The organism is Candidatus Symbiopectobacterium endolongispinus (genome assembly GCF_018777385.1).
Lineage (GTDB): Bacteria > Pseudomonadota > Gammaproteobacteria > Enterobacterales > Enterobacteriaceae > Symbiopectobacterium > Symbiopectobacterium endolongispinus.
In genome coordinates this window covers 611987-625239 of record NZ_JAFJYB010000003.1, presented here as the reverse complement: position 1 = coordinate 625239, position 13253 = coordinate 611987, and the positions used below count along the sequence as shown (strand labels likewise).

General features: G+C 51.0%; 8 protein-coding genes, 1 tRNA gene and 5 pseudogenes. 9 read left to right on the top strand and 5 right to left on the bottom strand.

Translation table 11 applies throughout. From position 1 onward, the window contains the following. Nucleotides 1-43: 43 nt before the first annotated feature. Entirely contained in the window at nt 44-592 is a 549-nt protein-coding gene (locus JZM30_RS14640) for a LysR family transcriptional regulator substrate-binding protein (protein WP_286673601.1), read from the bottom strand. A 478-nt stretch (nt 593-1070) separates the two neighbouring features. Here JZM30_RS14640 and JZM30_RS14635 point away from each other — a divergent pair, with 478 nt between their 5' ends. From JZM30_RS14635 to JZM30_RS14620, 4 genes are read left to right on the top strand one after another with little or no spacing between them, the layout of a single operon-like run. Then, nucleotides 1071-1250 carry an FAD-dependent oxidoreductase gene (locus JZM30_RS14635; RefSeq protein WP_252319574.1) on the top strand — a complete coding sequence of 60 codons (180 nt, stop codon included), beginning with the start codon at nt 1071-1073 and terminating at the stop codon, nt 1248-1250. Then, nucleotides 1225-2325 carry an FAD-dependent oxidoreductase gene (locus JZM30_RS14630; RefSeq protein ID WP_252319572.1) on the top strand — a complete coding sequence of 367 codons (1101 nt, stop codon included), beginning with the start codon at nt 1225-1227 and terminating at the stop codon, nt 2323-2325. The genes JZM30_RS14635 and JZM30_RS14630 overlap by 26 nt, the downstream gene beginning before the upstream one ends. A 15-nt stretch (nt 2326-2340) precedes the next feature. Next, entirely contained in the window at nt 2341-3195 is an 855-nt protein-coding gene (locus tag JZM30_RS14625) for an MFS transporter (RefSeq protein ID WP_252319570.1), read from the top strand. Next, nucleotides 3134-3574 carry an MFS transporter gene (locus tag JZM30_RS14620; RefSeq protein WP_252319569.1) on the top strand — a complete coding sequence of 147 codons (441 nt, stop codon included), beginning with the start codon at nt 3134-3136 and terminating at the stop codon, nt 3572-3574. Before JZM30_RS14625 ends, JZM30_RS14620 begins: the two co-directional genes overlap by 62 nt. A 211-nt stretch (nt 3575-3785) precedes the next feature. Here the strand turns inward: JZM30_RS14620 and JZM30_RS14615 are convergent, their stop codons facing one another. Then, nucleotides 3786-4616, bottom strand: a complete 831-nt coding sequence (locus JZM30_RS14615; protein WP_252319567.1) for an AEC family transporter — start codon at nt 4614-4616, stop codon at nt 3786-3788. Nucleotides 4617-4746: 130 nt separating this feature from the next. Between JZM30_RS14615 and JZM30_RS14610 the strand changes: the two genes are divergently transcribed. After that, on the top strand, nt 4747-5646 hold the full coding sequence (locus tag JZM30_RS14610; protein WP_252319565.1) for a LysR family transcriptional regulator: 900 nt from the start codon (nt 4747-4749) through the stop codon (nt 5644-5646). A 55-nt stretch (nt 5647-5701) separates the two neighbouring features. Here the strand turns inward: JZM30_RS14610 and JZM30_RS14605 are convergent. From JZM30_RS14605 to licT, 3 pseudogenes are all read right to left on the bottom strand, one after another. Continuing rightward, nucleotides 5702-7175 (bottom strand): annotated as a pseudogene (locus tag JZM30_RS14605) (glycoside hydrolase family 1 protein). 9 nt (nt 7176-7184) lie between these two features. After that, nucleotides 7185-9067: pseudogene (locus JZM30_RS14600) on the bottom strand (beta-glucoside-specific PTS transporter subunit IIABC). Between the two features lie 110 nt (nt 9068-9177). Next, nucleotides 9178-10042, bottom strand: a pseudogene (licT, locus tag JZM30_RS14595) (BglG family transcription antiterminator LicT). Nucleotides 10043-10513: 471 nt separating this feature from the next. On the opposite strand from licT, the pseudogene JZM30_RS14590 reads away from it, so the two are divergent. From JZM30_RS14590 to JZM30_RS14575, 4 genes and pseudogenes are all read left to right on the top strand, one after another. After that, nucleotides 10514-11571: pseudogene (locus JZM30_RS14590) on the top strand (NAD(P)-dependent alcohol dehydrogenase). 54 nt (nt 11572-11625) lie between these two features. Continuing rightward, nucleotides 11626-12522, top strand: a pseudogene (locus JZM30_RS14585) (LysR family transcriptional regulator). Between the two features lie 160 nt (nt 12523-12682). Beyond that, nucleotides 12683-12759, top strand: a tRNA-Val gene (locus JZM30_RS14580). Nucleotides 12760-13023: 264 nt separating this feature from the next. After that, complete coding sequence (locus JZM30_RS14575) at nt 13024-13179, top strand: SymE family type I addiction module toxin (protein ID WP_291831478.1); 156 nt, start codon at nt 13024-13026, stop codon at nt 13177-13179. Nucleotides 13180-13253 lie beyond the last annotated feature (74 nt).

Below are 13253 nucleotides of genomic sequence, written 5' to 3'. Positions count from 1 at the left end.
GAACATAAAACGCGCAACCCACTTGTGGAGAAGCACAGTACGCTTATTGCGTCACCATATCCATAACTGGCGTAAGTAATTTATTTCTTCGGTTGCGACGTAAAAAACTCAGGTATATCGATTTATTGATTTTCTGCTTTAACGGAATAGTCACTACATGCTCACGTTTATATAAATCGACAATTGAGCTGGAAAATAGCGCAATGCCTGCATTGTTCTCAACCATATCCATCACAATATCTATCTGGCTGCACTCTTTATACTGTCTGGGCTTTATGCCCGCCAGAGAAAATGCCGTTGAAATAATCGAATACGCTCCCGTGTCCTTTTGCGGCAAAATAACGTTTTCATACGCCAAATCTGACAAACCGATCTCTGATTTCGACGCCAGTGCGTGCTGTAACGGCAGTACCGCGACAACGTGATCCTCCAGCACTAACTGATGTTCCAGCAAACCATCATCAAGCTCCTCTTGTGACGGCGTACCGAACGATGCAAGCAACGTGGTGTTTTTCACTTTTTCAATGAGGGCATGGCTAGAGCCATCAACAAAGGAGTAATTAATATTTTTGACAGTCTGATTTAATGCCAGGGAGTTTTAAAAAAAATACATACGCCCGACAGGAGGAATAACGCCGATAAAAGCATGATCTAATGTCCCCTGCCCCTGATGCGCATCGATAAGCGCCATTAATTGATCGAATTCATCGACAATACGCTCACAGCGCTGCGCAAAAATAGCCCCAAACTCCGTTAATGAAAACGTACGCGTTGTGCGGTTGATTAATTTAATGTTTATTTATTGTTCTAATTTTGTAATTGAGTGTGTTGAGTTCGATTGTGAGATATTTAACATAGCCGCAGTCTTAGCAAACCTCCCAACCTCACTAAGGGGCTGAAAATGAATGACATTTTTAATATTCAACATGAAATAAAAAACCTTTTTTATCGACGTTATTAATAAATGATATCCATTATTTCAAAAAAAATAATGTGAGGCTAATCCCACAATCCTTCTCGCTGTTTCGCAAATATAGCCGCCATCAATTTATCTGCGAACAGGAGTAACAATGCTTCAAAATAACTATGACGTAGTGGTGATCGGCGGCGGTGCCGGCGGTGTTGCAGCAGCTATTGGCGCAACGCAAGCGAGGGAAAAAGCATTATTGGTAGAAAGAAGCTCCTATTTAGGAGGACAAGACACAAATTGTTCTATTCCCACCTATGACGGTTTTTTTTACACGTCATGAAAATAGCGAACAAATCGCGGGCGGCGTCGCCAGCATGGTAATGGAGAAACTCAAACAATATCACGGCTGCGGTGAGCCATTGAGATCGCCGTGGGGCAACGTCATGCTCCCGGTGAACAACGAAATGACCAAGATTGTATTGGAAGAGTTGGTCATGCAATCCGGTGCTCACCTGTTGCTAAACAGCCAGTTGTGCGACGTGATGCGCAACGAAAATACCATCAAAAGCATTACTTTACTGACCGATGGCGGTAAGGTACAGATCACAGCACAGGCCTTTGTCGATGCCAGCGGCGATGGCAATCTGGTTTACCTGTCCGGGGCGGAACACACGTCACCCGACGTAGAAAATCTGCAATTCGGCTCTCTGCTGACCCGCTTTGGCGGCGTGGCAAGCGAGGCAGATGTTAGCCCGACAGCACTGCGTACCGCCATCGCCCAGGGCAAGGCGGCGGGTATTACACCGCTCAGCAAAGACAGCGGTTTTGCCATGCGCATTGTTGGCACCGAGGATGTCATCGCCATTCTGTGCAATGAGAAGGTGAACCAGCTCGACGCTGACAGCCTGACACAAGGGCAAATTCGTGCACGCAAGCAGGCGATGGCCTATCTGGACACCTTCAAGCGCTTCTTGCCGGGTTTTGAGCAGGCCTACGTCATCAGCACCGGGCCGCATATCGGTATCCGCGAATCGCGCCACGCAGTGGGTGAATATGCGCTGACCGGGGACGATGTGGTCAATGCCGCCACCTTTGACGATGCCATCGCACGCGGATGTTGGCCCATCGAACGCCATACGTCAGCCAACAAAATGCGGGTATACACCTGGATCAAAGACGATGGCTATTACGAAATTCCGCTGCGCAGTCTGAAAAGTATCAATATCGATAATCTGTGGCTGGAGGGCAGAATTGTTTCCTGCGACAGCGAAGCTTTTGCTTCGGTACGCGTTATGGGTACGGCATTTTTAACTGGCCACGCCGCAGGTATTGCCGCAAGCATGAAAAACACGCCAACAGAAAACGATATAGCAACGATCCAATGCGAATTAAAACGACAAGGCGCGCTCATTTAAATCAGGGATAACATAATGAAAACAGAAACGATGGTTCAACCTACCTCGCATATTACCCGAAAGCACATTACGATATTCGTGCTGGTGTATGCCTGCTATTTACTCTCCTTTTTTTCACGGTTATTGATTAACCCAATAATCCCCACCATTTCCGTCGATCTGGGGTTAACCAAGGCGCAAATGGGCGGATTTATGTCTGCCTTTTATCTTGGCTACGTATTGACCAATCTGCCGGGCGGCCTGCTAACCGACAAACTGGGCTACCGCAAAGTGATTCTCGGCACGCTGTTAGCATTAGGTGTCAGTACCCTGCTATTTGGCACCGTGACCAGCTATAACACCGGTTTTATGATCCGCGTGCTGGCCGGTATCGATTCCGGTGCTACGTTCTCAGCGTGCCTGCGTGCCATCTTTGAATGGTTCCCGAAAAACAAAGGGATGGCGACCGGCATCCTGCAAACCGGCACCACCGGCGGATTACTGCTGGTGAATCTGGCAGCACCGCCGTTTACCGAGCAACATGGCTGGCAATACACCTTTTTTATTATGGGCTTGATACCGCTGGTGTTCTTTGCGCTGTCTTTCTTCTACCTGCCTAACCCAGTGCAGACCGACAAGCCCAAAGCCAGTAGCGTCCCTTCCACGTTCTGGCGCGACGTGCTGTCGATGTTCAAGAACCGCAATCTGGTGTTACTGGGCTTCTCTGGCTTCTTCGCCATGGCAGCCACCTGGGGCACTGCGTCATGGACAAACAACTACTTGAACGGTCAACTTAACTTGTCACTGGTGACGGACGGCCGGTTCCTGGATGTCGCTGTATGCCATTGCCTCTGTGATCGCCAAACCGCTGACCGGCTCCTTGATGGATAAATTCCAACGCAAAAACAAGAAGTATTATTTGCCAGCGCTGCTGTTGGTACTGGTGCCGGCGCTGATGTGGTTTAGCCGCAATAACAGTGTCAGCGCGCTTTATGTGTTGATTCCTCTGCTGGGAATAACCGCCTTTGCTTACAGTCCAGTAATGAATACTTTTATCGGCGAACTGGTCCCGGTAGAAAAAACCGGTGCGGCAGTAGGATTCCTTAATGCCATTTGGCAATTGGGATCGTTGTCCGCACCGATCGGCATGGGGATGATTCTAGACACCTTTGGTAACAGCTATTATTACGCCTTCTCCGCGCTGGCAGCCTGTGCGTTCATTTCTTGGATGATTGTGTTATTTATTTCCTTGCCTCAAACGGATAAATAATTTTTCTTAATAGAAAGCAATACGGCTTTCCATTATTATATCGGCAAGTGTTATTCCAGCACAATTGTCGTAGAACAGGCATTGCTTTTTATCAGAGAAATACAACACAAAATATGCCCGAATATAGCGTTCGGGCATCGCGTTATTATTAACACAACGCGCTGGGGTATCGCTCACCACGAGAGTATCGTCGCCAGCGAGAATCGCTAACTTAAGAGTGATCTTGCGTCTGGAAATATAGGGGCAAATCCACGGCGGTATGCACCAGCATCGACGGCAATGCAAATACCCATGTCGCCATCACCCATATAATAAGCGGGTGCAGCAGCAATTTTAGGATGACCAATAGGCCGATGATCACATTAGGTTGATACGGCGCTTTACTCGGTTTGTTAGCCAGAAATAAGCACAGCGCGATCAGCGCACAGGGAGACGCGGCACCGCCGAGTAGCTTCAAAAATACCGTTACCGGTGATGGTACACTGAGTCCGGTCAAGGGGAAAAACATCGCCACAACCGGAGCCACCAGCAGCGGGTTACGCACCAGAGATCCTGTCACTTTCATCACCAGACGCACACCGCGCTGCTCACTCTGCACGCCCACTTCGATAATCACGATAGCAATGGCAAATAGCACGCAGACGGTAATGATGGTAGCAATCAGCGTCGGCGCCAGCGCGTCTTGCCCTAAAAATGCCAGCGCTAAGGGAAATCCCATAAAACCGGTATTGGCATAGCTGGCATTCAATGCGTCCAGTGCGGCATCGGCCAGGTGGCGTGAGCGTTGCATTTGCAGCACTACTGTGACGACAAATACCAATAGCGTTCCAAGAGTAAACGCCAAAATAAAACCGGGTTGCCAAACGTCTGCTGGACGCGCGTGGGCGATAATATCGAATAACAGTGCGGGCAATGCCAGATAGACGACAAAACGGTTTAGCTCGCTGGTCGCATTCGGGCCCAGAATCCCCAGCGTGCGGGTAAACCATCCGGCAAAAATAAGGGCGAAAATAGGTAAAACAATACTCAGGGTGGATAGCATGACAACAGCTCACTTCAATGGATAAGCCACGACAATACGGGCAACGACACCAGGCGAGCGACAACTGTAAAAGCGCAGGGTCATATAATCCAATGCACTTTTACAGCGATCGTGATACCTTTTCGGTATCATGATCGATATACGTCAACTGCGTTACTTTGTGGCACTGGTAGAAACGCGCCATTTTGGTCGAGCGGCACAGCGTCTGCACATCAGCCAACCCCCACTGAGCCGCCAAATTGCCGCGCTGGAAAAAGCACTGGGTGCACGACTGCTGGAACGCCATGCCCACGGGGCTACTCTCACCTATGCCGGTGAAATTTTTCTTACCGAAGCGCGTGACGTGTTATCAGCGTTTGACCGAGCCTGCCGCAATGCACAGTTGGCAGATCGAGGCGAACTGGGTAACCTCGCCATCGGTTTCATGATGCATGCCGCCTACACCAGCGTGCCTGAGTTGACGCGACGCTTTATCACCCACTATCCCCAGGTGCAATTGGAACTACGGGAAACCATTCCCGGTCTGTTGGCAGACGAGGTGCTAAATGGACAATTCGACGCGGGAATTCTGTTTAACCACGGCCCTGTCGATGGGTTAGAAACGCTGTCACTGTACCGTGAGCGTCTATGTTTAGCGCTGTACACTTCCCATCCCCTTGCTCAACGAAGCCAGCTCAACGCGTGTGATTTGCAAGGAGAAGCATTGATCGCCACACCGCACGAGGTTGCTCCCATGCTGCGTGATGCCATTGAGGTATATTGCCGCTCGGGTGGCGTTGCGCCGCATTTCCGGCTGGAAACGCAGTTGCAGCAAACCATTATCAGCTTTGTCGCGGAAGAACTGGGCATTGCGCTGGTGCCACAGTCGATTGCCATAATTGGTGTAGCCGGCGTGGTTTACCGTGAATTGGAAAATAGCCCCTACGTTGAGCAAGTGTTGGTGTGGCGCGCTGGCAATCGAAACCCCTCGCTCACGCTGTTTCTGAAAGAAGCCGAAAAGGCGGCGCAGCGCTGGGCTACGCCAACCTGAATAGACCGTTCACCATGCCCCGTCATTCGGCGGCAAGTATGGTCCACAACAGTGCTTAATTGCTTAGATCGGCACCGTTAGAGGCAATAACTTTTTTGTACCAATGGAAGCTTTTCTTACGCGAACGCTTCTTGCTGCCATTACCCATATCATCCTGATCGACATGGATAAAACCATAGCGTTTTGACATCTGTGAGGTACTGGCACTGACCATATCAATCGGTCCCCACCAGGTGTAGCCAAACAGTTGAACGCCGTCGGCAATCGCTTCTCGCATCTGCTCAATGTGCAGCCGCAGATAGTCAATGCGGTAATCATCTTCAATGATGCCGTTAGGCCCCACTGCATCGACGGCACCCAGACCGTTTTCCGCAATAAACACCGGCTTCTGATAGCGATCATAGAGTTGGTTCAGCGCCAGACGCAGCCCTTTGGGATCGATTTGCCAGCCCCAGTCGCTTTCTGGCAAGTGTGGATTCCGGATACCGCCGGTGATCAGGTTGCCCTTAACCCCCCTCCAGTTTTTCCGGATGTGCGCTGACAGTGCTAGACATGTAGTAGCTGAACGACACGAAATCTACCGGATATTGGCGCAGGATTTCATCATCGCCCACCACTTTCTTCAGCACCACGTTCTTCTCGGCAAACATACGCTCTGTCCAGGCGGGATAGTAGCCACGCGCCTGCACATCGCTGAAGAACAGAGAGACACGTTGCACCTCTTCACATGCCTAAAGATCGTCGGGATGACAGGTATGCGGATAGAGGATTTGGTAGCTGATCATGCAGCCAACTTTGGCATCGGGAATGATTTCATGGCACGCCTTGGTTGCCAACGCACTGGCGACAAACTGGTGATGCGCGCCCTGATATTTCGCCTGCTCCAGATGCGGGTGATTCTCCTCTACTACGCCAATGCTGACGTAAAGGTGATGCTTCACGCAGTTGATTTCATTGAAGGTCATCCAATATTTAACCTTGGTGCGGTAACGCTGGAACACCGTTTGCGCAAATTGGACATAGAAATCGATAATCTTGCGGTTGGGCCAACCGCCGTATTCGGTCACTAGCGTCAGCGGCATTTCATAATGGGAAAGCGACACGATCGGTTCGATGTTGTGTTTGCGCAGCGTATCGAACACCTTATCGTAAAAGCGCAGCCCGGCTTCATTGGGTTGCGTCTCATCACCGCGTGGGAAAATACGCGTCCAGGCGATAGACATACGGAAACATTTAAACCCCATTTCAGCAAACAGCGCGATATCTTCTTCATAGTGGTGGTAAAAATCGTTACCGTTGCGCTTCGGATAGTATTTCTTACTGTCAGGATCCTGCGCTTCCGCTATCTGCGCATGGGTCATGCCAGCCCATTGATCCAACCAGCGTTCTTTCGGCACACTGGCATCGAAAATGAAGACATCAGAAGCAGACAGCCCCTTGCCATCAACGTGACATGCGCCTTCCAACTGGTTAGCCGCCGTTGCGCCACCCCATAAAAAATTGTCAGGGAAATCCTTGGTAAAGGTCATCATCTTTCCTTACGCCGCGGTTGCGGACAGTTGCAAAAAGGGTTCACGTTCACTGATATTTCCCTGTTTCACCAGGCTGATATCACTGTAGTTTTCGGTATTGGTCACGATCACAATCACACTGGGGTCGATGTTTTCCGCCAACAGCGCATTGAGATCGAAGCTGATAAGCGGGTCGCCCACCGCCACGCGCTGCCCGTCTTCGACGTGACGCGTAAAGTGGCGGCCATTGAGTTTCACCGTGTCGATACCAATATGAATCAGCACCTCAGCACTGGTATCGCTTTGCAACGTAATGGCGTGATTGGTGGCAAACACCGCGCCAACAACGCCAGCAATCGGTGAGCGTAATTCGCCGCGTTGCGGCACGATCGCGATCCCTTTGCCAAACACCTCATCGGCAAAAACCGGATCGCTCAATTGATGCAAAGGCACCATGTTCCCGCCCAGCGGAGCAAACAGCGCTTCACTGCGCGTGGACACGGCAGCAGATTCCGTCACGGCGGGGGCATCCAGGTGTTCATCTTTCGGTTGGGCATTTTCAACCGGGTCTTCAAATCCCATAAAGAAGGCAAGCACGGTCGAAACCGTAAAGGCAATAACCAGACTGACCAGCGCCCAACCAAAAGTCGGTCCGACCAACGCCGGGAGGCCGGGTAAACCGCTCAAGGCATAAGCGTATGTATTGACTCCCATCATAAGCGCAAAACCACCGCCTCAGGCACCGCCCAGCAACGCCGCAGCAAACGGACGCTTGAAGCGAATGTTGATGCCATACATCTCCGGTTCAGAGACCCACATCAGGGCACTGAATGATGTCGACAGTGCCAGCGATTTCAGTTTATTATTGCGTGAACGCAAGAACACACCGAATGCCGCGCCCGCCTGACCAAAGTTGGCGACAAAGAACAGAATTTTTACCGGATCAAAACCCAGACGGCTGATGTTGTTGATCATGATTGGCACCAGCACGTAGTGCATGCCGGTTATGATCATCAATGACAGGGTGCCCACCACCAGAACCACGGCCAACGCGCCCATGTTGGTCAGCAGCCAGAAAATGCCGCCCGACATGGCGTTACCGAGGGAAATACCGCCCGGCCCGATAACAATCAGCATCACCGGTGCCACAATCAGCAGGCTCAACAAGGGCACAAAGATGGTGCGCAGCGCGGCATGCATGACAGCATTCAGCAGGCGCTCCACCCAGCTCAGCAGCCAGACAGCACGATGGGAATAACCGATGAGGCATAGGGGACGGGTGAAACGCTCAGCCCCGGGAAGTGGACCGGCGCGCCGGATTTAAGTAGCGTGGCCAGCGTCGGGTGAAACAGCGCCGCCGCCAGCGCCACGCTGACAAACGGGTTCGCACCAAATTTCTGTCCGGCGCTGAATGCCAGCACGATCGGCATAAAATAGAACACGCCATCGGCGATCGCGGACAGGATCTGATAGGTTTGATTGGTGTTTTCCACCCAGCCAAAGGAGATGAACAGCGAAAGCAACCCCTTCATCACCCCCGCCCCAGCAATGGCGGGAATAATCGGTGAGAAAATCCCGGAAATCACTTCAAACAGCGCCGAAATCGGGTTGCGTTTTTTCGTCGTGTCGCTGTGGCTTTCACCTTCTGCGGCCTGGCGCTCAAGGTGGGGCAATTGCACATAAATAGCCTGACACACCTGCGCCACTTTCCCGCCAATAATCACCTGAAATTGATCGCCCGAGAGGTTGACGCCCATCACGCCATCCAGGTTTTCCAGCGCCTGGCGGTTCACCTTGTTGGTGTCTTTTAAATTAAAACGTAAACGCGTGATGCAATGAAACAGAGAGATAATATTCTGCTCGCCACCAAGATGTTCAATTATCCGGGTGGCGCTTTGTTTGATATCCATCGCCGAGACTCTCCAGAAAGAAACGTGTCGTTTCGCTCAATATCGACCGATAGCAAAGCTATGGGTCACCTGGCTTCCTCTGGGGTTTGCCTGATTAAACAGTAACAAGCCTAAATAGAATGCTGTTGTCGCTGCATCATGTTTTCAATGTGCACCGTTAAATACAATTTCTCCGCATCTGTCATCTGATACTGATAATTCTTTTTATAAAATCACCGATCGCATTGACGCAATTAACCGTTTTTTCATGTTTTTTCTTGACCAGATTAAATAAGTCATCGACATCATAATTCAGTTCGCTTTTTCGTAATACACGCTGGGCAAAGAATTTAATATGTGTAATAAAACGTTGGTAGCCGATGCTTTGCTCATCAATAGCCATGCTATACCAGTATTTTACAATGTTCTGAATCTGATAGATAAGCTTGGTGATTTCAGTTACCTGACCATCGGGGCTTTTCATGCCAGCGTTCACCATATGCAGCGCAATACTGCACGCCTCGGCGTTAGGCAACAACACACCAGTGCGCGCGGCAATGAGCGCAAGCGCCTGTAACGCGACGGTATATTCCTCTTGATAAAAGTGGCGAACTTCCCATTCCAGAGGATTGTGTATTTCCTGCCCCTGTTTTTGCCGCTCAATGGCATAATGCAAATGGTCAGAGAGTGAAACATATAGCCCTTCACTCAATTTGTAATCCAGAGCCTGTTGTGCCAGTCGGACAATATCATCGGTGAGCTGAATAATTTCCACCGGAAGCTCATTGAGCAACACCATAAAACGGGAAGTTATCTTGTCATCACGCAAGTGGAACGTTTTTCTACTTTATCTTCCGAATCTTCCGACACAATATCGCAGACACGCGCTTCAAAACCCAAGCCTCTACCGGTCAAAATACGTTCATTGCCTGCGGCGTCAATGGCACTGACCACATTGTTATTTAATATTTGTTTGATCGTCTGTGTCACTGCCATCCCCCAAAAACAAAAGCGGGCAAAACATAAATGCAAACGGAAAAGAAAAAATTCTTTTTCGCGCCTGCAATTAGGTTTTGCCCGCCGAACGGTAACAAGCTCTAAAAGCTGACTGGAATCTACCACTGCGGCAATAGCGGGTCAAGGCAGCGCCGCAAACAGATTCTAGAGGATGTTAAAATTGTGATCTCAGTAACATGGCGAACGAGAACAGCGTTTGTCATTCATTTATGCGAAATGCCATCACCGCGGCAGCGCATAAGAAGAAAAGCGCATGTATCGCATCAAATTCATGAATTATACTCATTGGTGCATGCACATTTTGCTATCTGGTATCGGATTACGCGATGCGATACGCTCGATGTAATACCGTTTCGCGCCCCCATAACACGGCGATGCACACTGATGACAAGCCGCATAACCTTTTTATTTAGACGCAAACTGTCAATCACGCCAAACAGAGAGCCTATCATGAAAACCATCGGTTACGCCGCACTGAGCCCCAGCACGCCGCTTGCCTCGTTCACCTTTGAGCGCCGCGCCCTGCGCGCCAATGATGTTGCTATGGAAATTTTATACTGCGGCGTGTGTCACTCGGATTTACATACGGCACGCAATGACTGGGGGTGGACACAGTACCCCGCCGTGCCCGGCCACGAGATAGTTGGACGAGTTACCCAAGTCGGCCAGGACGTTACCCGTTTTCGCGTGGGCGATGCGGTTGCGGTGGGTTGTCTGGTCGACAGTTGCCAAGAGTGCGACCATTGCCACCAGGGTGAGGAACAGTTTTGCACCAACGGCAGAACCGATACCTATAACGCGCCCGATCGCATCACCGGAGAAAACACCTACTGCGGCTACGCCAAGCATTTAGTGGTGCGTGAAGAGTTTGTTCTGCGCGTACCGGATACTCTGACGCTGGCGCATGTCGCGCCACTGCTGTTGCAGGTATTACCACCTACTCTCCGATACGCACTTGGAATGTCGGTCCCGGCAGCCGGGTTGGCGTCATTGGACTGGGCGGTTTAGGCCATATGGCCGTCAAGCTGGCGGCGGGTCTCGGCGCAGATATCACGGTAATGAGTCGCACCAACAGCAAAGAAGCCGATGCGTTATCGCTCGTGGCAGACCGGTTGCTGGTCTCCAGCGACAGCGCCGCCATGGCGGCCGCACAATCCCATTTCGATCTTATTATCGATACCGTTCCGGTCAAGCACGACGTTAACCCCTACATGCCCTTGTTGAAAGTCGACGGCACGCTGGTGTTGGTGGGACAAGTTGGCCCACTGGCAGAACCGACCACGGTGCCGTTGATCCTCGGACGCCGACGTATCGCCGGATCGCTGATTGGCGGCATCCGTGAAACGCAGGAGATGCTTGATTTTTGCGCGAAAAAACAGATCCTGCCCGACTGTGAAATGATTAGTATGGACCAGATCAACGAGGCATTCGATCGTATGGAACACGCCTATGTGTGTTACCGTTTTGTCATCGATATGGCCTCACTGCCTGCGACCAGCGCACAGTAATCCTTTGATATACGCGTCGCCGCACAACGCCGGGGGCGCAAACCGGAAGGCCACATGCTGAAAGAAAACTTCAACGATCTGCTGTCATTTTTGGCGATTGCCAGAGAGCGCAGCTTTACCAAAGCTGCCGCTCACCTTGGGGTATCGCAATCCGCGCTGAGCCATTCGGTACGCAGTCTGGAAGAGCGTCTGGAACTGCGATTACTCACCCGCACCACGCGCAGCGTCGCGCCAACAGAGGTCGGCGAGCAGCTCGCAAGCCGTCTTGAACCCCATCTGGCCGACATTGAAAACGAACTCATCGCGCTGCGCGACATGCGTACGCGTCCGGCGGGCAATATCCGTATCACAGCCGGTGAACACGCCACCGATTATGTGCTATGGCCCATACTGAAATCGTTCCTCGCCACTTACCCGGATATCAATATTGAAATCACGGTTGATAACGCACTCACCGATATCGTCAGAGAGCGCTTCGATGCAGGCATTCGTCTGGACGAACAGGTGGCAAAAGACATGGTGGCGGTGCGTATCAGCCCGGAGATGCGCATGGCAGTTGTCGGTTCGCCCGACTACCTTGAGCGCAACGGCGTGCCCTCATTCCCTCAGTCGTTGCAGCAACACCGTTGCATTAATATGCGTTTGCCTACGTTAGGTGGATTATATGCCTGGGAGTTTGCGCATGCCGGTCACTAAATGCGGGTGCGCGTGGATGGACAGTTAACATTCAACAGCTTGCGCCAGCGTATTGATGCCGCATGCCACGGTTTTGGCCTGGCTTACGTGCCGGAAGATGCGGTTTGCCAGGAACTTAAGGCTGGTACCCTGACGCGGGTGCTGGAGGAATGGTGCGCGCCGTTTCCCGGCTACTATCTTTATTATCCGACACGCAAACAGCACCCCACAGCATTTGCCCTGTTTATCGATGCGATACGCTACCAAGATAAATGACCAATAGGAACCGCGCAGCACAAACATTCAGCACTCAGTAAAAAAGCGGTAATAAAGCACTTGCCATCACGGGAGGACAACGCCATAATAGCGCCCACTCCACCAACTGGGGTGACAAAAAATGTATTTAATCAACTAATTGATTGATACTACAAACAGTACGACCATAGCTCAGTTGGTTAGAGCACCACCTTGACATGGTGGGGGTCGGTGGTTCGAGTCCACTTGGTCGTACCAATTCACATTTTATAGACAGATAGTGATGTCTATAATGCCTTGAAAAAAATCTTATCCCTTTTTTTCTGTCAGATTTTCGAGATCTGCACGTATCCAAATCAGTTTGATGTCTCCCTACTAAGCTCGTACGTAGCGCCTGCTCGCGAAATTCCTTTTGCGGGTTAAATGTCGAGTGTGGTTCACCGTTATGGACACTGAAAACAAAGTCGGTATCTCAGCTATCGTCCATAACCATGCATTTCCAAAACCGAGCGCCGCTGAATCGTGGGATGCCGACCGCAAAACAGCTATACATCCACTCCGGCGATGAACCTGTCCGGCAAGTGGCCCAGAGAGCCCAGATTTGACACCGGCACTGGCGTAACGGTGCGTATCGCTAATGGCTGTATTGTGCTGATATCCGACAACGACGAGGTGTAGGCACTTCGGCAGCAGCCTCAGCAGACGCAGCGGGCGGTTAAGTGGATGGTAAGCAAGGCGGATGGAGTGCGGGA